At 46.5% G+C, this 19,113-nt stretch carries 18 protein-coding genes; 6 read left to right on the top strand and 12 right to left on the bottom strand.

Going from position 1 to position 19,113, the window contains the following annotated elements; genetic code table 11:
- Nucleotides 1-94 precede the first annotated feature (94 nt).
- A complete protein-coding gene (locus EJV45_RS01615; protein ID WP_129713905.1) occupies nucleotides 95-1,924 on the bottom strand; it encodes a UbiD family decarboxylase in 1,830 nt (609 codons plus the stop codon).
- 104 nt (nucleotides 1,925-2,028) lie between these two features.
- Complete coding sequence (locus EJV45_RS01610; protein ID WP_129713904.1) at nucleotides 2,029-2,508, bottom strand: Dps family protein; 480 nt, start codon at nucleotides 2,506-2,508, stop codon at nucleotides 2,029-2,031.
- 173 nt (nucleotides 2,509-2,681) lie between these two features.
- Here EJV45_RS01610 and EJV45_RS01605 point away from each other — a divergent pair, with 173 nt between their 5' ends.
- Nucleotides 2,682-3,941 carry a LysM peptidoglycan-binding domain-containing protein gene (locus EJV45_RS01605; RefSeq protein WP_129713903.1) on the top strand — a complete coding sequence of 420 codons (1,260 nt, stop codon included), beginning with the start codon at nucleotides 2,682-2,684 and terminating at the stop codon, nucleotides 3,939-3,941.
- A complete protein-coding gene (locus EJV45_RS01600; RefSeq protein WP_129713902.1) occupies nucleotides 3,931-4,581 on the top strand; it encodes a uridine kinase in 651 nt (216 codons plus the stop codon). The genes EJV45_RS01605 and EJV45_RS01600 overlap by 11 nt, the downstream gene beginning before the upstream one ends.
- A 147-nt stretch (nucleotides 4,582-4,728) precedes the next feature.
- On the opposite strand, the gene EJV45_RS01595 is transcribed toward EJV45_RS01600, so the two are convergent.
- The 6 genes from EJV45_RS01595 to EJV45_RS01570 form a co-directional block, all read right to left on the bottom strand.
- A complete protein-coding gene (locus EJV45_RS01595; RefSeq protein WP_129713901.1) occupies nucleotides 4,729-5,388 on the bottom strand; it encodes a CoA transferase subunit B in 660 nt (219 codons plus the stop codon).
- A gap of 2 nt (nucleotides 5,389-5,390) precedes the next feature.
- Nucleotides 5,391-5,747, bottom strand: a complete 357-nt coding sequence (locus tag EJV45_RS01590; RefSeq protein ID WP_129713900.1) for a DUF4260 domain-containing protein — start codon at nucleotides 5,745-5,747, stop codon at nucleotides 5,391-5,393.
- Nucleotides 5,744-6,451: a CoA transferase subunit A gene (locus EJV45_RS01585; protein WP_129713899.1), complete on the bottom strand. Its 708-nt coding sequence runs from the start codon at nucleotides 6,449-6,451 to the stop codon at nucleotides 5,744-5,746. The genes EJV45_RS01590 and EJV45_RS01585 overlap by 4 nt, the downstream gene beginning before the upstream one ends.
- 284 nt (nucleotides 6,452-6,735) lie before the next feature.
- Nucleotides 6,736-7,818 (bottom strand): sorbosone dehydrogenase family protein, encoded by a 1,083-nt coding sequence (locus tag EJV45_RS01580; protein ID WP_129713898.1) that lies wholly within the window; start codon nucleotides 7,816-7,818, stop codon nucleotides 6,736-6,738.
- A gap of 69 nt (nucleotides 7,819-7,887) precedes the next feature.
- On the bottom strand, nucleotides 7,888-10,257 hold the full coding sequence (locus EJV45_RS01575) for an endonuclease MutS2 (RefSeq protein WP_129713897.1): 2,370 nt from the start codon (nucleotides 10,255-10,257) through the stop codon (nucleotides 7,888-7,890).
- Nucleotides 10,241-10,759, bottom strand: coding sequence for a DUF4296 domain-containing protein (locus EJV45_RS01570; RefSeq protein WP_129713896.1), 519 nt, complete (start codon nucleotides 10,757-10,759; stop codon nucleotides 10,241-10,243). The genes EJV45_RS01575 and EJV45_RS01570 overlap by 17 nt, the downstream gene beginning before the upstream one ends.
- Nucleotides 10,760-10,821: 62 nt before the next feature.
- Here EJV45_RS01570 and EJV45_RS01565 point away from each other — a divergent pair, with 62 nt between their 5' ends.
- The 4 genes from EJV45_RS01565 to EJV45_RS01550 all read left to right on the top strand — a co-directional run bounded on the left by EJV45_RS01565 (nucleotide 10,822) and on the right by EJV45_RS01550 (nucleotide 14,524).
- Nucleotides 10,822-11,523 (top strand): YggS family pyridoxal phosphate-dependent enzyme, encoded by a 702-nt coding sequence (locus EJV45_RS01565; protein ID WP_129713895.1) that lies wholly within the window; start codon nucleotides 10,822-10,824, stop codon nucleotides 11,521-11,523.
- A complete protein-coding gene (locus tag EJV45_RS01560) occupies nucleotides 11,523-12,002 on the top strand; it encodes a GNAT family N-acetyltransferase (protein WP_129713894.1) in 480 nt (159 codons plus the stop codon). The genes EJV45_RS01565 and EJV45_RS01560 overlap by 1 nt, the downstream gene beginning before the upstream one ends.
- A 75-nt stretch (nucleotides 12,003-12,077) precedes the next feature.
- Nucleotides 12,078-13,346: an aspartate kinase gene (locus tag EJV45_RS01555; RefSeq protein ID WP_129713893.1), complete on the top strand. Its 1,269-nt coding sequence runs from the start codon at nucleotides 12,078-12,080 to the stop codon at nucleotides 13,344-13,346.
- The gene (locus EJV45_RS01550; RefSeq protein ID WP_129713892.1) at nucleotides 13,343-14,524 is read left to right on the top strand and encodes a class I SAM-dependent methyltransferase; all 1,182 of its coding nucleotides are present in this window, start codon (nucleotides 13,343-13,345) and stop codon (nucleotides 14,522-14,524) included. Before EJV45_RS01555 ends, EJV45_RS01550 begins: the two co-directional genes overlap by 4 nt.
- Here the strand turns inward: EJV45_RS01550 and EJV45_RS01545 are convergent.
- The 4 genes from EJV45_RS01545 to EJV45_RS01530 all read right to left on the bottom strand — a co-directional run bounded on the left by EJV45_RS01545 (nucleotide 14,521) and on the right by EJV45_RS01530 (nucleotide 19,110).
- Nucleotides 14,521-16,314, bottom strand: a complete 1,794-nt coding sequence (locus EJV45_RS01545) for a chloride channel protein (RefSeq protein WP_129713891.1) — start codon at nucleotides 16,312-16,314, stop codon at nucleotides 14,521-14,523. The genes EJV45_RS01550 and EJV45_RS01545 overlap by 4 nt on opposite strands.
- A gap of 75 nt (nucleotides 16,315-16,389) precedes the next feature.
- Nucleotides 16,390-17,112, bottom strand: coding sequence for an RluA family pseudouridine synthase (locus tag EJV45_RS01540; RefSeq protein WP_129713890.1), 723 nt, complete (start codon nucleotides 17,110-17,112; stop codon nucleotides 16,390-16,392).
- A 96-nt stretch (nucleotides 17,113-17,208) separates the two neighbouring features.
- Complete coding sequence (locus EJV45_RS01535; protein ID WP_129713889.1) at nucleotides 17,209-17,898, bottom strand: response regulator transcription factor; 690 nt, start codon at nucleotides 17,896-17,898, stop codon at nucleotides 17,209-17,211.
- A 102-nt stretch (nucleotides 17,899-18,000) separates the two neighbouring features.
- Nucleotides 18,001-19,110 (bottom strand): TlpA disulfide reductase family protein, encoded by a 1,110-nt coding sequence (locus EJV45_RS01530; protein WP_129713888.1) that lies wholly within the window; start codon nucleotides 19,108-19,110, stop codon nucleotides 18,001-18,003.
- Nucleotides 19,111-19,113: the final 3 nt, after the last annotated feature.

The following is a 19,113-nucleotide window of genomic DNA, read 5'->3' as shown; positions in this document are numbered from 1 at the left end:
AAAAGGCTGTCCGAAAATTCCGGACAGCCTTTTTTCGTATGCAATGTCACAAACTTTCAAACTACGATCCCACGGCAATGAGCTAAATTATCTTTTAAATAATTCCGTATAAGGATTTGCCTTTTGCGCCAAGGTTATCAACCCTTGCCTCGATCTTAGGATCTTTGATCAGTTCCGGCGCGTGATGCGGTTTCCTGCGCGCATCGATAATGAGCGGACCGGTGCACCCCCAGTGTTTATTCCGCGTAACGGCACCGATGCCATGCACATCAGCTGCCGGGTTGCTTCGGGTAAATGTGATCCAGACAAAGTTAGCCGTATTTGCTGCTGTAAAATCAGCATCATCACAAAGCACGAGCAGTACGACCCCATCCCGTAAACGTTCCGGAAAATCGCGATCAAGTGCATTTACATAATCTTCGGTAGTTTCCGAACCCGAATAAGCCGGGGCCTGAACCGCCAGTACACCTGGCAAGGCAAGCTTTACGTTGGCCATTGCGCCGGTCAAACCTGCCGGGACCTCTGTTGCGAGTTGGCGCTTAGGTCTTCCGGCGGCAGCCAGTACCAGTTTTGAACCGCTGTTAAGTCCTGTGCCTGTATAATCTAAGGTGTCTATCGTTGTGTTGGTGTGGAAGTGCAGATCGCGCGAGAGGTCAAGACGCTCAAAAACGTGAGATAAGAATTGTTCAATATGATGTGTTGACAGCGTTTCATCGTCTTCACGGGCAGCAATAAACAGATATTTAGCCAAACTGAGCTGATTCTTACCTAAGATATGATTCGAAATCGTCAGGATTTCCTGAGGCTTTCTTTCATCCAGGTAGGGTGTATAACGCTCGCTGCCAATTGCAAACAGCAGCGGATGCACACCAGCGGCGTCGACTGCATGTACCTCCTTGAGGCCATTAATTTCTTTCGGCATCGCTGCACCTGTAATCTGGTGGATCAGGGCACCAAAAGCAGTATCTTCCTGCGGCGGCCTGCCAACCACGGTAAAGGACCAAACGGCGTCTTTCCGGTGATACACTTTATGCACTTTCATCAGTGGAAAAGGATGTACCAGGCTGTAATAACCAAGATGGTCTCCAAATGGTCCTTCAGGTTTCGTATCGCCAGGATAAACCGTTCCGGTGATGACGAAGTCTGCATCCGCCGACAGGCAAAAGCCTTCTTTATCATAGAAATACCTGAATCGCCTGTTGCCCAGTGCCCCGGCAAATGTCATCTCAGACAGCCCTTCAGGCAGCGGCATAACAGCGGCAAGCGGATGAGACGGCGGGCCGCCCACAAATATGCTCACCTTTAGAGGCTGTCCTTTTGCGTTAGCTTTACTCTGGTGAACACCTATGCCCCGGTGAATCTGGTAGTGCAGGCCAATTTCCCGGTCTTGTATATAACTGTTACCCGCAAGTTGAATGCGGTACATGCCCAGGTTCGCATGCATGATACCGCGCTGATCTGGATCTTCGGTGTAAACTTGTGGCATTGTTACGAAAGGTCCGCCATCCATAGGCCAGTTTACAATCTGAGGAAGAGCTGAAACCGTTGTTTCCCGAAATGGTGTACGTGAAAAGCGCATCCTGAGCGGCAAGGCTGAGACCGCATTCGCTGCACTGCCCGCATATTTAAGCGGATTTTTGAGGGCTTTGACCGGATCAGACCGGAGTGAAACCAGCTGTTTAACAGCGTTCATGCTATCACGAAACATGAATGCTGACCGCTCCAGTGTTCCAAATAAGTTTGATACTGCAGGGAATGCACTTCCCTTCACATTCTCAAAAAACAATGCCGGCCCCCCGGCATCGAAAACACGCATGTGAATGGCCGCCATCTCGAGGTAGGGATCAACTTCTTCTTTGATACGGATCAAATGTCCGTGTTTTTCAAGATCAGCGATACAGTCACGCAAACTTTTATAGCCCATTCAGCAAAGATAAACATCCATCCGGCAAGGCCGAAACGAATAAACAAAACCGCCGCAGCTCAGTTTGTACTGACCCTGCGGCGGCATACTGTAACCCTTATAACCTATTTCTTTCCTGCGAATGAGCGGAGCATCCAGGTAGTTTTTTCCTTAAACTGCATAAAGCGGTTAACCATGTCATTGGTGCCGTCATCGCCCGCCTGTTCAGTTGCATCTAAGAGCTCTCTCTCAAGCTCTATGAGTTTAGCCATATCGGCCAGAACTTCATCAACCATATCAAGATCTTTCATCCCGATCGTATCAGCTTCTTTAATTACAGAGGCCTGAATGTAGTCAGCAAAACGGCTGTGGGGTGGTTTACCCAGGGTAAGCACACGCTCAGCAATCTCATCAATGGTGGTTTGCGCTTCCGTATACAATTCTTCGAACTTCACATGAAGCGTAAAAAAGTTTTGTCCCTTAATATTCCAGTGACAACCTCTAAGCTTCTGATAATGAATATGATAATTCGCCAGATAATCGTTCAACATATCTACGATAGGTCTGACTTCTTTTTCGTCTAAGCTGATTTCTTTTGCGTCCATTGTATTTGAATGTTTACAGCTTCAAAACAATTTGTACAGGCAAATGTTTTCCGCTCTTCCATTATTGTCTTAGGGCTCACAATACCAATGTTAAGATGTCGTTAGTAATCACGAGGTGTTCGATAATATTCGTAATATTGTACCCTCGTTTTCATAGTTTTATAGGATCATAGATGTATAAATTTTTAATTACGATTGCCGTCCCGCTGCTTTTTGCAGCCCGGGCCAACGCGGCCGTCGCCCCTGATTCCATCAGCGTGGAAAACAACAATGGCAAAAGGGTCGTTGTGCACAGGGTTGATGCAAAAGACACCTATTACTCGATCGGCCGGCGGTATAATGTGGCGCCGAAAGACATCATGAGTTTTAACAAAAACAAGTTTCTGAGCATCGGCGTGATCATCAAGGTACCTACCCAGATTAACTTCACGTCTGCGCAGCCAACAAACCCGCAATACCAGCCTGAGTCGGTAACATCGGCAAAACAGCAGACGAGCACGGCACAGGTTCAGCCTGAAACGCCGGTATCTGCCGGGCCTGCTATTATCGAACACGTTGTGCAGCGCAAGGAAAATCTGAACCTTCTTGCTGAAAGATATGGTACCACAGTAAATGAAATCAAGCGTCTGAACAACCTGCGAACAATTAACCTCAGTATCGGACAGGTTTTAAAAATTCAGGCTACGCGGAACGCGGGCACCGAGAACAGCGCCTCAGAAAACGTTCAGAGCGGAAATACCATTCCTGCGAATGCCCGTGTTGGTCAGGCACCTCCCGCGGCTCAGGAAAAACCGGTTTTACTTCCGCAAGGCGGCCAGCCTTCGGGAAATACACCTGTGCAGAATACGCCGCCAGGTAAAACCTATAATGTCGATGCTTCAGGAAAGTCCGGCTCGCCGGCGTTTGTAGAACACACTGTGGCATCGAACGAAACCATCTACTCTATTTCGGTCAGGTATGGTGTGTCAATGGATGAGATCAAAAGAAAAAATAACCTGGGAAACAACGCGCTCACCACTGGCCAGAAATTATTGATTAAAGGGGAATATCCGCCTAAACCTGTTCAACAGCCGGAAGATGCCCAAGGTAACGGCGATACACTCAAAGATCCTTCCTTGCGCTATCCCGCAAGCCGGTACGGGCTTAACCAGGTTGAGGAGAAAGGAACGGCCGTGTCAATCAGCGATCCTGATCTCGACGCCAGCAAAATGCTCGTACTTCACCGCACCGCTCCGATCGGTACTGTGATCAAAGTGACAAACCCGATGACTCACCGCACTACGTTTGCAAAGGTTGTTGGAAAATTTACGGAAAACGAAACGACAAAAGACGTTATAATTGTCATGACCAAAGCCGTAGCCGATTCTTTGGGTGCGCTCGATAAACGTTTCTTCTGCAACCTCTCATACGGTCTTCAGGAAAATGAACAATAAACCTTTTATCATTGGTATCGCGGGGGGAAGCGGTTCCGGTAAAACTTTTTTTCTAAATTCTTTTCTGCATCACTTTGCGCAGGATGAAGTGACGCTTGTGTCTCAGGATGACTATTATATTCCTGCAGGCGAAATGACCCAGGAAGAGAATAAGCTGTATAATTTTGATTTGCCTTCTACAATAGACGATGCCCAGTTTCTGGGAGACATTCGCAGGTTGATAAGCGGCGAAGCCGTCTACAAAAAGGAATACAGCTTCAACAATCCGCTTGCCGTGGTTAAAATTCTGGAAATCAAGCCTGCCCCCATCCTGATCGTTGAAGGTTTGTTCATCTTACATTTTCAGGCGATTGATGCGCTGCTGGACATGCGTATTTTTGTGGAAGCAACTGAAACGGTTGCTTTAAACCGGCGGATTAAACGTGACGGTATGGAACGCGGCTATCCGGAAGACGACGTGCGATACAAGTGGGAAAATCACGTAATGCCATCCTATCGTGAATTTCTGCTGCCCTACCGTGAGCATTGTCATAAAATCGTGGAAAACAACAGCAACGAGCCCGACGAACTTATCCGCGCAACTGAGCTGATTTCGCTGGAAGTAAAAGAACGGCTCAGGCAGCACCAGGCCGGCAGTTGATAATTCCGCCGTACAATCTTCGCACATTTGTCGCCTTATCCGGTCCGAATAAACCTGGGGCTGTTATTGAATGTCGATACACAAATCGACTTCCTTTAGCCAGCTGCCAGATCATCCACACGCCGATAATGATACTTTAGCCGCCGGTTAGGTCAGTGCCATTGTGGGAACATGCCCGGGTATTGTCAGCCGGCCACGAGTGGCCTGCCTGATGTAGTCGACCGAAACATCGGGAGCACGCTCCAGCAGCAGAAATCCGCCTTCCGGCAGGATATCCAGCACGGCAAGTTCGGTAACAACTTTACGGATGCACCTTACACCTGTCAACGGGAGGGTGCATTCAGGCAGCAGTTTGCTCTCGCCGGCTTTATTCACGTGTTGCATGGCCACGATAATGTTTTTTGCCGAAGCAACAAGGTCCATGGCGCCTCCCATGCCTTTTACCATCTTACCTGGTATTTTCCAGTTGGCAATATCACCGTTCTCAGAGACCTCCATGGCCCCCAAAATGGTAAGATCTACCTTTTGTGCACGGATCATTCCGAAGCTCATAGCCGAATCAAATATTGAACTGCCGGGCAGTGTGGTTATTGTTTGTTTGCCGGCATTGATCAGGTCAGGATCTTCATCCCCTTCAAAAGGAAAGGGTCCCATGCCAAGAAGTCCATTTTCAGACTGGAGCACGACATGTACCTCTTCGGGAATATAATTGGCTACCAGTGTGGGAATTCCAATGCCCAAATTAACGTAATAGCCGTCCTGTATTTCTTTGGCAATGCGTTGTGCAATCTGTTCTTTTGTAAGCATATTTACTTTTTTTGCCCTATCAGTCCGAGGTGCGTGTTCAAAAATGAGTCATTGTATTTCAATCCATAGCCAAGCATCCGGTCCATAGAGCTATGAGCAAATAACAGGATACCTGCAAACTTCAAAAGCCCGATGTCAGTATACCATCCAAGACAGCCGAGGAAAATAGCCACAAGTTTGTGATGAAAAAGGTTATAAATCCAGGCGCCACTACGCGGGCCAAAGGCGTATGCGACCATGCTCAGGTCAGGTAACAACAGGCAGGCAGGAAAAAGCCACCAATTGTATTCAAGCCTGCTAAACAAAAGCATACACGCGAGAAACATTCCCGCTTCTTCGAGTGCAATAATTCTTTTCATGACGACGTTTTTTGTCTAACCGTTCTTTGCTCGATGCGTTTCTCATACGCTGAACCCTGGAAAATGCGATGCACATAGATACCCGGCGTGTGAATATGATCCGGATCGAGCTGGCCCGGTTCAACCAGCTCTTCTACTTCTGCTATGGTGATTTTTCCGGCCATAGCCATTACCGGATTAAAGTTTCTGCTTGTGGCACGAAAAACAAGATTGCCGGCTGTATCGCCCTTCCATGCTTTTACAATAGCAAAATCCGCTTCAAAGGCAAGCTCCATGAGGTAGTCCTTGCCGTTGAAATTTCTGATTTCCTTTCCATCTGCCACTTCAGTACCAATCCCAGCAGGGGTAAAAATTGCCGGCATTCCGTAACCTGCCGCCATACAGCGCGTAGCCAGCGTCCCCTGAGGAATCAGCTCAACCTCCAGCTCTCCGCTAAGCAATTGCCTTTCGAACTCAGCATTCTCGCCTACATAAGACGCGATCATTTTCCTGACCTGCTTTTTATGAAGCATCAGCCCGATGCCGAAATCGTCTACACCCGCATTATTGGAAATGCAGGTAAGGTTTTTCACATTCTTGTGAACCAATGCATTGATGCAATTTTCAGGTATACCGCAAAGGCCAAAGCCGCCGAGCATCAGGGTTGAACCATCGGAGATATCACTAACCGCGGCTACAGCTGAGGGGACAACTTTATTGATCATATATTTGGTTTTCTACTAAAGTAAGCAAATGCAGCGAGATCAAAAATCATTTTGAACACACCGTAGTTTTGAATTGATCTTAATAAACCCTAGTTTTGCAGGAATGATGTTTGAACGAGATGAGATTCAGGGTTTTGTAAGCCAGTTGCCGACAGATCCGGAATTAATGAAAGGGATAGGCGCATATTTTGCGTGCAGCGCGGAATTCAAAAAGTGTTGTAAAAAATACAAAAAGGGCAACCGCTGTAAGAAGTGCCCTGGTAATAAAAAGAAATAAGGATATCTTATTTATAGATCTCTATGATCTTATCGTTGCTGCCATCATCAGTAGCCAGATAGACCTTTCCATCCGCCGCAGGCAAAACAGCCCTTAACCTGCCGAAGGTATTAATGAAAAATGGCTGCTGACTTTCTATTTTGCTTCCATCCTCACTTAGTTTGAGTTGAATTAGTCGCTTATCTTTGAGGACGGCTAACAAAAGTGAGTTACGCCATTGCGGAATGTAGTCATTGTTGTAATAAGCGAGACCGGCCGGTGCTATAGTAGGCGTCCAGGCAGCCAGGGGCTCGACTACATTATTTGCAGAACAGAAAGTTTTTTCATTGTTTTCGTTGCAATAACCGAGCACATTGGGCCATCCGTAGTTGCGGTTTTTTTCAATCAGATTGATTTCATCATCGCTGTTTGGTCCGTGTTCAGAAATATACAAACGGTTTCCGACCTGCACCAGGCCCTGCGCATTTCTGTGACCAAAGCTCCACAACGGGTTACCGGCAATAGGATTATCAGCAGGTATGGTTCCGTCAAGATTGATCCGAAGCAACTTTCCTGAAAGTGATGCAGTGTTTTGGGCACTGCCCTGCACATTGGCATCACCGGTTGTAATAAGTAGTTTTTGATCCGACGTGATCAATAACCTGGAGCCGTTGTGGATATTTGCAGCCGGAATACCATCAAGAAGGATCCGCGGGCTTCCTAATGCATTGTTCGAAAAGGTAAGTCTTACAACTTTCTGGCGGTAGGGATTTCCATAGTTGTAAGAAACATATACATAAGGATTATTTGCAAAATCAGGATGCAAGGCCATGCCTAACAGTCCGCCCTCGCCATTCGCAACTACATCTGAGATGGTATGCAGTGCATTCACTTGTCCGTTAGCAATATTAAGCCTGCTGATCTTCCCGCCGCGTTCAGTGAACCACAGTTCTCCGGCGGGACCGAAAGCGATTTCCCATGGCTCCGAAAGCCCCGATGCGACTACCCGTGTCTTTAATTCGGCATCAGGAAGGTCGGCACCACCACCCGGGTTCTTTTTACAGGTAGTGAAAAACAATACAATGATGAAGGCGAGTTTAATTAGTCTCATTGCGCAGGTATTTTGATACCCGAATAACAATGATGAATCAAATTGGTTTTTACCTTGTTGCTGAAGTGTTTAATTCAGGTAAACATACGTTATCCCGTCTCCGCCACGGTCTGCATGTTCATCTTCCATGCGGCTCACCTGGCTATACTTTTTCAGATAATCCCTTATCAATTTACGTAGAATACCATCTCCCCGGCCATGTATCAGTTTAATAGAGGGAAAACCCATCATAATGGCCTTGTCCAGATATTTTTCCACTTCGTGCAGGGCTTCTTCTCCGCGCATGCCGCGCAGATCAAGCTCAGGACTGAATGACGCGACCACCTCGGTCATCTTCGACCCGTATGAACCGGTCCTGATTTCTTTTTTAAGCTGTTTGTGGCTGATCTTCTGGACCCTGTTCCGCTTCACAACCGACCTAAGGTCACCAATGGCCAGGACTAAGTTGTCGCGGTTTATCTCAAGAACCTGACCGGTCGTATCGCTGTCGAGCAGCTTGACCCAATCGTTTACGGCGATAGCACCGCTAACAGGTTGCGGTACCTGCGGTGTTTCTTCACGTACGGTATGGCGTATCAGTTCGTTTTGAAGATTCTTGCGAAGGCTGCGGGTAACGTCTTTTTCAGCCTGTTTTTCCCTGATTTCTGATATCGTGTTTTCTACGAGTTTGTTGGCATTTCTGATAATGTTCTGTGCCTCTGCCTTTGCTTCCTTGAGCAGGGTCTTCCGGTTCTCTTCCAGGAAAAGTTTAAGCTTTTCGTTTTCAGCAACCAGGTTTTTAGCCTTGTTTTGCTGGTTAGCAAGGGCAATCCGCGACTCATGGATGGTTTTTTTCTCACGTTCAAGATCAACCAACAGACTGTCGAGACGGTTTTGGTTTGTTCCGGTCTTTTCTTTGGCCAGTTCAATAACTTCCTTTGGCAAACCAATATTTTGCGCTATTTCGAAAGCGTATGAGCTGCCCGGCTTACCCATTTCAAGTACATACAGCGGTCGCATATTCCGGTTGTCGAACAACATAGACGCATTTTCCAATCCTTCCGTATTTCCGGCAAACAGCTTCAGGTTCGAGTAGTGTGTTGTAATGACACCCCTTGCTTTTTTACTGTTGATAACCTGAAGTACAGCCTCAGCCATCGGTCCGCCAAACTGCGGATCGGTTCCGGTTCCGAATTCGTCAATCATCACCAGCGTTTTCGGTGTAGCATGTTCAACAAAATAGCGCATCTTCTTAAGGTGTGCGCTATAGGTGCTGAGATCGCTTTCAATAGACTGGTCATCGCCGATGTCTGCAAAAATCTGATCAAATATACCTACCTCACTTTGTTCATCGACCGGGATAAGTAAACCTGACTGCAACATCATTTGCAGGAGCCCCACGGTTTTCATACAAACCGATTTGCCGCCGGCATTCGGGCCGGAAACGAGCACGATGCGGGTAGCCTGATCAATATGCACATTCAGCGGAACGACCTGTTTACCCTCCTCCCTGAAGGAAAGGAACAACAAAGGGTGACGGGCATTGACGAGTTTCATGCGTGCTTCTTTCACCAGCACCGGCATTCCTGCCTCGATTTGCATAGCAAAGAGGGATTTGGCGCGCACAAAGTCAAATTTCGTAAGAAAACCGTGGTAGCTGAGCAGCAGTGAGCTGTAAGGTCTGACGGCATTGGTTAATTCGATTAAAATCCGGATAATTTCCCGGCGCCGGTCAAATTCAAGATCGCGTAATTTGTTGTTGAGCGTAAAGACCTCTTCCGGCTCCATATAAACGGTTTGGCCGGATGCAGATTCATCATGAATAAAACCCTTCAGTTTACGTTTGTGTTCAGCAAGAAGCGGAATGCACATACGGCCATCCCTGATAGTCAGGCTGCCATCGGCAGTCCAGTTGCTTGCAGTAGCCTGCTTATAGATCGCGTCCATACGCTTCCTGACATCCTGTTCCGTGCGGCTGATGGCAGCGGTAATATCCTGCAGCTCGCGCGATGCATTCGGTTTGATTTTGCCTTTTGCGTCGAGCACCTTATCAATCTCACGAAGTAAGTTTTTCTCTATTGGCAGGTGTTCAAACAAGGCCTCCAGATTGGGATAAACACCTTTTCGCTCGTCGAAAAACCGGAGCACAGAAAATACAGTCTGCAGCGAGGTATAGAGGTTGAACCATTCTTCCTCCAGGAGGAATGTGCCCTCAACTTTGATCTTCTCGATCAACGCCTTGATATCAAAGAATGTATTGATCTGAAGCGGTTCGGCGTTTTCCAGAATGCTTTTAAATTCATGTGTCTGGCGCAGAAACTTATTAATCTGATCATACCTGTTCATGACCTGCATTTTCGCAACGAGGTCCTGCCCCATTGGGCTGAGGCAATTTTTTGCTACCAGCAGGCGGATCTCGTTGAAACCCAGCCTTTCCTGGCAATTATCGGGATATAACATTTTTAATCTTTCGTTTTGTATTCCGCTTTACAGAATCTGCTTTCACTTTCTTCAGTGAGTCAGTTTTCTTAAGCTGAAAAACTTTCTTCAACGAATCCGCCTTTTTGACGGAATCGCGTTTGCTGATCTTGCTGGCCCTTTTACCGGCTTCAACAAGTTCCAGAGAGTCTTTTTTTGACTGGGCAACCTGGAGCTTTTTGAGCCGGCCGGTTACTTTTGTATAGATTCCATTGAAAACTTCGGGATTTGTATAATAATAATCCAGGCTCCGGGTGTAACGCGCAGAATCAATTCCGAATTTTTTATACACGCCCTGGTAATACGCGGCACCGATTTGTTTGACGGAATCCTGTGCCGGCATAACAGCCAAAAAACCGTCAACAAGGTGAATATCTACCAGGATATCTTCCATTTGCCGCGGCTGTATAACCTCTGCCGGAATCCCCGGCTTACACGCAGAGACGGCAAGTGCCAGACAAAGTGCTGAAATTAATTTTCTCATTATCTTTTAAAACCTCTTAATTATGTCGCGAGGTTCTTAATTTTACCCAAAAATACCAATAAATGAGCATAGCAGACAATTTGTTAAAATATAAAAAGGAGCTCTCGGCTATTGATGTGGAACTTGTTGCAGTTTCAAAAACGCAGCCGGTTGAAAGTATTGAAGAGGCATATACAGCCGGTCAGCGTATTTTTGGCGAAAACCTGGTTCAGGAAATGGCAGAAAAATATGAAAAACTGCCAAAAGATATTGAATGGCACCTGATTGGGCATTTACAGACAAACAAAGTTAAATATCTAGCACCATTTGTAACGCTTATTCATGCCGTAGACAGCCTGAAGCTACTGATTGAAATTAATAAACAGGCGGCAAAATATAACCGGATCATCGATTGCCTGCTGCAGGTTTACATTGCAGATGAAGAGACGAAATTCGGGCTTGGCTTTGATGAGGTTATCGATCTTCTGAGGTCTGAATCGTTCAAAGAACTAAAAAATATCAGAATTACAGGTCTGATGGGCATTGCCACGAATACCAAAAACCCAAAGCAGATCAAGGCTGAATTTTATGAGCTGCGCACTTTTTTTAAAGGGATCAAGGAAAGCTTTTTTAATACAGATGGTTCATTTACTGAAATATCTATGGGTATGTCTGATGATTATAAGATAGCTATTGAAGAAGGAAGTACCATGGTACGCATCGGTAGCGGTATTTTTGGCAAACGCGCCGCAAAACAAGTAAAAAAATCACAAACGGAGGATTAATGCACGATATTCAGATCAGGAAAGCGGTAGCAGGCGATTGCGTCAGGATGATGGAGCTGGTTAACGAACTGGCGCTGTATGAAAAGGCACCCGAAGAAGTAACGGTCAGCATGGAGGAATTTATCGATGCTGGTTTCGGCGAAAAGCCTGTATGGGAAGCGTTCGTTGCCGAAGAACAAGGGATAGTGATCGGTCTGGCGATCTTTTATACCCGGTATTCAACCTGGAAAGGCCGCCGGTTATACCTGGAAGATTTTTTGGTTACCGATGCCAGTCGTGGCCGGGGCGTTGGTACCTTGCTTTTTGAGCGTGTCATGAAAGAAGCCGCTGACCGGAACTATAACGGTATGACCTGGCAAGTTTTGGACTGGAATGAGCCCGCACTGAATTTTTATCGTAAATACGCTGCCACTATTGAGTCTGGCTGGCTGAATGCATCCTTTTCCGAAGAAGTCATAAAAGGGTATTCCCGTTCCTGATCACGCTAACCTGTCCCAATCACGCATGCTGAGCGCGTCGCTTTCATGCTGGCAATGGAGAAACATATATATAGAATGGAAGTTTACAAATTTGGCGGAGCATCGGTTAAAGATGCCTCGGGAATAAAAAATGTTGTTAGCATAATCAGTGCGCATAAAACTGGTGAATTGCTGGTCGTTGTTTCGGCATTGAATGGGGTAACAGATAAACTGGAGAAACTGGCATATGCATTCCTGGCGTCTCAACCGGATTCCCAGCAACTTTTTGAAGGCATCAAAAAAGCACATTTTGATGTGCTGCACGAGCTTTTCCCTGACAACAGCCATCCGATCTATGATGAAGTGGCGAACACTTTTGTGGAAATCGAGTGGCTTCTCGAAGAAGATGCGCAGGACGATGCCGATTATTTATATGATCAGATCGTCTCTATTGGTGAAGTCGTTTCAAGCAAAATACTGAACGCCGCCCTGAACGCCGGGGGTTGCACGGCCATTTGGGCTGACGCCAGAAATTACATAAAGACTGATAATACATATCGCGAAGGACAGGTAAACTGGGCCGAAACCGAACGCGAGGCAAGGAGCCACCTTCCTGCTTTATTGAAAGGTTATGTAGTCGTGACTCAGGGATTTATCGGCGGGACGAGCGAAAATTATACAACTACGCTCGGCCGCGAAGGTTCAGACTATTCTGCAGCAATATTTGCCTCAGTCATGGATGCAACATCGCTCACCATCTGGAAAGACGTGCCGGGGGTGCTTAATGCCGATCCGAAATGGTTTGAAAAAACAGAGAAGATCCCGCAGCTCTCTTATCATGATGCTATTGAGCTGACCTACTACGGGGCTACGGTCATCCATCCCAAAACCATCAAGCCGCTACAAAACAAGAACATTCCTTTGTTCGTCCGATCATTTATCCAACCGGGAGGAGCACATACGGAAATAAATAATCAGCCAAATCCGCTGCCTGTACCATCTTTTATTTTCAAAGTTAACCAGGTATTGATATCGGTATTGCCTAAAGACTACTCATTCATTATTGAAGAAAATCTAAGTACCATATTCGGAATTTTTCATCAGCACCGGGTTAAGGTAAATACGATGCTGAATTCGGCCTTAAGTTTTTCGGTGAGCATCGACTATGATGAACGGAAGCTCAACCCCTTGCTTGAAAGTCTGATGAAGGATTTCCGGGTGAAGTATAACACCAATATGGAGCTTGTTACCATCAGGTATTATAATCAGGAAACAATAGACCGGGTGGCCGAAAATAAAGATATTCTTCTCGAGGTAAAGAGCCGGCATACCTGCCAGATGGTGATGAAAAACAAGGGACAATGAATCATGCCTTGCTGCAGCCGGATGTTCAGAAATGGTTATGGGACCATGCTGATGCTGATGTGCATCGCATTGCGCTATCATCCAGCCCGTTTCAACAAATCAGTGCTGCTGAGCTTGCTACCCAGCTGACAGCCAGGAGAAACAGCCGGAAAAAGCTGCCAACATGGTATGCAACACCCGGCATCATCTTCCCTACCCTTTTATCGATTGAGCAGGCATCTTCTGAAACTACGGCCCGCTATAAGGCAGGACTTGTAACAGGTAAATCTGTAGCAGACCTGACCGGTGGTTTCGGGGTAGACAGCTTATACTTCTCCCGCCGGGCCCAGCGTGTGCTGCATTGCGAAATGAATAGCCCGCTGGCGGAGGTCGCAGCGCATAACGCTCGTCTGCTCGGTTCGGAAAACATTCGTTTTGCCCACGCTGACGGGCTGGATCTGCTAGCCGCGGAAAAACTGAGTTTCGACACGATTTATCTTGACCCGGTACGCCGGGGGCTCACTGGAAAGGTCTTTCTGTTTGCAGACTGCCAGCCAAATGTTATTGAACACCTGGATTTTCTCATGGCGCACTGCCGCAGGCTCATTATTAAAAGCTCGCCGTTGATTGATCTCACAGCCGGAATACGCGAATTGGGCGGTGTGACTGAAATACATATTGTAAGTGTGCGCAATGAATGTCGCGAGTTGCTATGGGTTATTGATGAAAATCGATCGGCTACACCAGAAATAATCGCGGCGAGCCTCAACTCGTCAGACAAATGTTACCGGGTACGTCCCGGCGCAGAGATGGTTGAACCTGAATATGCTGCTATGGGTCATGACGGCTTTTTGTTTGAGCCCGATGCGGCTGTGATGAAGTCAGGTGCTTTCAATCAGGTTGCGCAGGACTTCGGACTAAAAAAAATTGCACCGCAAAGCCATCTCTACACCGGAAGTCAGCATGTACCGGAATTTCCGGGACGGGTATTTACTATACGCGAAGTTACAGACTGGCCCATCTTCAAAAAACAAAAAGGAACTGCTGGAAACGTGATTGTGCGCAATTTTCCGTTAAAAGCAGCCGAACTTTCAAAAAAATACAATCGCGGTGCTGCCGACACCGATTTTCTGATCTTCACTACGAACTTAACCGGTAAACAAATCGTTATTTCGGCAGAAATTCTTCAGTATTATTAGCTATCGAGGTAGGCTGCCTGCCGCGTAAGCAACGCTCTGTACTTATTAAAAATCGCGGTTTTTGAAACAAAGCCAACGTACATCGCCTCTTCGTTGACAACCGGCAGCAGCCAGACATTTTCGTGTTCCATGTCCTCAAGAACCAGTTTTAGATCTGTATGGATGCTGACGATTTTAGGTGCCGGCTGCATCAGCTCGCTAACCGTGATATCTTCAGCTGCCGGTTTGTTCAATACATGCTGAAAAAGATCTTCGGCATAAAGCAAACCGAGAAATGCTCCGTTATCAGCAAGAACCGGGAAGAGGTTATGTCTTGACTTAAGCATTTCATGTAAACGTCCGCGCACAGAATCATTGATTTTAACCGCGAGAAAGTCTTTCTCAATAACGTACCTGAGTTTCATCATATTCAGTACCGTTGCGTCTTTATCCTCATGAGACAAAAGCTCTCCCGCGTCAGCCAGGGGCTTTGTATATATGGAATGTTTTTGATAACCACGGCTGATCAGGTAAGAAACTGCCGTGGTAATCATCAATGGCACCATTAAAATATAACCGCCTGTAATCTCCGCAATCAGAAAAATACCGGTCAGCGGTGCATGCATGATTGAGCCCAGCGAAGCTGCCATTCCGGCTACAATAAAATTACCCACATTGACCTCGGCGAGACCGCTCAGATTAATGGCGTAGGCAAAACAGAACCCGATCAGTCCGCCGATGATCAGACTCGGTGCAAAAGTTCCGCCATTACCGCCCGCACCAAGGGTAACCAATGTTGCAACAGATTTTGCAAAGACGGTCAGTAATGTGAAAACAAGCATTGCCGAAGGAAACTCGTTGTAGCCTGAGAAGATGCTATTGTTAATCACCGAATTATAATCGCCGAGCAATAGTTTTCGAATGGTAATATAACCCTCGCCATACAGTGTCGGAAACAGGAACACCAGCGCCCCTAGAGCAAGCCCCCCGACCAGGACCTTGCGGTACGGACTCTTGATCTTGTAAAAGAAAGATTTAACCGCGTAATTGGCTTTGATAAAATAAATAGCGAACAAGCCAATTAGTCCGGCCAGCACAATATACCAGCCGAGCGCCCTGGTCTCCCAGCCCTGGCTTACGATATAAAAAAGCTGCTCATTATAAAAAAAACGTGCTACGACTGCTCCGGTTGCCGAAGCCAGAAAAAGCGGAATAAAGACAGGAATGGTAAACTCAGGGAGCAGGATCTCTATGGCAAATACAATTCCAGCAATGGGACTATTAAATGCCCCTGCTATTGCCCCCGCGGCACCACAGGCAAGCAATAAGGTGACTTCGCGGTATGAAAGCCCCAGGAATGTGCCCAGGTTAGAGCCGATCGATGAACCGCTGGTTACCACGGGCGCTTCCAGTCCGGTAGATCCGCCAAAACCAACCGTAACCGCTGCAGTAATTATTTGAGAGTAGATATTGTGAAGCTCGACACGGCTGGACCGTTTTGAGATCGTGCGAAGGAGCGGAGTCAAGCCGGTTTCAAACTTTCCCTTCACAATGAACTTGCGCGCATACAGCACGGAAAGAAAAATCCCAACAAGCGGAAAAAGCAAATAGAGATAATATTTATAACGCCACTGAAACCCTGTCTGCAAAAAGTCTTCAATGTGATGTGTCAATGATTTCAGCAATGCCGCTGCCAGTCCGGAAAGAACGCCCACAATGACCGCCGCGACAACCAGGAAATTGCGATTGGAAATTTTTGTTTTGCGGTACGAATTGATCTTATCTACCGCCCTGATGAGATTATCATACATGAAGCCAACATCTGGTGCAGCTCAAAGGTAGGCTTTATGCCCCGGAAATAAAATTATAACCGCAGGCCCCTTGGTCTAACTGTCGTATTTCTCCAGTAAATTAAGTAATACTGCAAAATCTTTAGGGTACGGAGCTTCCACAGCGATCTCCATATCGTCAACGCCTTTGAAAACGAGCGATCTCGCATGCAGGGCGAACCGTTTCATAATCGGTTGTTCTTCCTCACCCTTCGCCAGTCTGAATCCTCGTTTGATCGAAGACAGAAAAACAGGCTTTCCTTTATAAAGATCATCCCCGCATATTGATGCCTTTTGTGTGGCCAGGTGAATACGGATCTGGTGCATACGGCCTGTAATCGGCTGGCAGTTTACGAGCGTATAGTGTTTGAAATAGGTTAGCGAGTTGAAAATCGTTTCTGCACGTTTGCCATCCTTTCGGTCAATTGATACGTTTTTATTGCCCGCATTCAAAATGGGAAGATCTACAAGTAAATCAGTAAAGATGACGTGACCATCCACAACAGCATGGTAATTTTTAGTCACTTTTCTGCGTTCAAATTGCATAGAAGCCGAACGGTATGCTTCGGGCGTTTTCGCAATAAGCAGGCATCCCGAAGTTTCTTTGTCCAGACGGTGGCAAACCTGTGCATCCGGATGGTATTGCTTGGCCAGGCGTAACATGTTAAGTTCGCCGGGTGCATTACGCTCATCGAGCGAGGAAACAAAGGGCGGTTTGTTAACAACGACATAATCATCATTCTCAAACAAAACCATCGATTTAAAGGCGGGTATCTTCACAGCTAATTTCAAAAACGCACAAAAATACGATTTCAAAACAACAGGCCATGCTTAAACAGGGATATTTATGCATGGCCTGCGCAGATACAACTATTTTTAGCTCAGCTCAAATTTGTAACCTACTCCTTTAACGGTAGATACATAATTTTCACCCAGCTTTTCGCGGAGTTTCCTGATATGAACGTCGATGGTCCGGTTTGTTACGACAACCGAATCTTCCCAGATATTTTTCAGAATTGCTTCGCGGGTGTATACCTTACCTGGCTTTGAAGCGAGCAGATACAGAAGCTCAAATTCTTTTTTCGCCAGAACAACCTTTTTATTATCCTGGAAAACCAGGTATGATTCCCTGTCTATGACCAGGTCTCCAACCTCGACCTTGTTTTCTGAAACCTCGTCACTGCTGGCATTGCGTCGCAGTATAGCATTAATGCGGCTTACAAGTGCGCGCGGCTTGATGGGTTTTGCAATGTAGTCGTCAGCGCCAACATTGAACCCTGCTATCTCAGAATATTCCTCGCTGCGTGCAGTAAGAAAAACCATGAAGGTACTTTTGAATTCAGGAATTCCGCGCATAATCCTGCACGCCTCGATGCCGTCCATTTTGGGCATCATTATATCCAGAATGATGAGGTCAGGATGCACTTTTTTCGCAACAGAAATTCCCTCCTGGCCGTTCGGAGCAAGAAAGACCTGATAGCCTTCTTTTTTCAAATTATATTCTATTAACTCCAGAATATCCGGTTCGTCATCAACCACCAGGATCTTTTGCTTGGCATTACTCATGTCTATAAAACTTTGTTACGAAAGTATGCAGTGAGTTGCATTATAACGTTACTGTAAAGTTAATAAATTGTTAAGAGGAAATCGCTGCTTAACAGTGCACACCTATTTTGGTAACGTTTTGGTTAAGAAGGTATCAAGCGCTTCGGCGCGAAGGTTTTTCGCAATGATTTTACCCGAAGGATCTACAAGGTATGATGTTGGAATGGCTTGCACACGGTACTTTTCGACTGTAGGCCCATTGAAATCTTTCAACTCGCCGGCGTGTGTCCATGTAAGATCATCAGCAGCAATGGCCTGTTTCCAGGCTGCCGCATCGGTATCGAGTGATATCCCCAAAATGGTAAAGTTATTTCCTTTAAACTTATTGTACATGCGTACGATATTTGGATTTTCCTGCCTGCAGGGCTGGCACCAGGATGCCCAGAAGTCAATCAGAACATATTTTCCTTTAAAATCGCTCAGGCTAACCGGCTTATTATCTATCGACGGAAGGGTGAAGGCAGGTGCAGGCTGTCCGACAGATACTGTCTTCAGCCCATCCATCTGTTTGTTGAATTTTTCTACGGCCGCATTCCCTGCAAATTTACCTTTGATCGCATCCGAAAACTTGATTAGTTCGCTTTCATATTCTATTGGACTCAGCGTGTTTGCCGCATAAAAGCCTGCCAGGCTGGCCTTGTTATCATTTGCAAACTTGAGCACGGCAGCATGCATTGCAGCTTCAATTGACCTGTATTCCGGTTGTATCCGTTGGTAAATAACAGAGCGTTGCGCAGGGTTTGCTTCGACTTCAGCCTCGAAGCGTTGCTGAATTGCCGCAAGCTTTTTGCCAAACTCTCCACGCAGCTTGTTAAATTCGGTTAGCTTGTCAATGTCCTCTCCTCCTTCAATTTTGTAGTTCTGCTGCGGATCGGTAAGATCGGCATCAAGCGAGACGTCGTCACCGTTTTTAGCGATAAACATGTATTCAGAGTTTCCGGCCCCGACGCGATAAAAATCTGCTCCCGTGACCCTGCGCGTAAATTTGAACTCGCCGCTTGCTGACAGAACGGTCGAATCGATCGGAATCATCTGTCCATCATTAAGGCCATATAAAAACACTTTTTTATTATCACCGGGATTTACAAACTTACCGGTTACGGTAAAGCTGTCTGATGTACCGCAGGCGGTTATCGTAGCGGCGGCTAATAGCCAGGACCATACTTTTTTCACGTG

It is taken from the genome of Pedobacter sp. SYP-B3415 (genome assembly GCF_004138205.1).
GTDB lineage: Bacteria > Bacteroidota > Bacteroidia > Sphingobacteriales > Sphingobacteriaceae > Pedobacter.
Note: the sequence above shows the minus strand (reverse complement) of the source record. Positions and strands in the feature narration are given on the sequence as shown.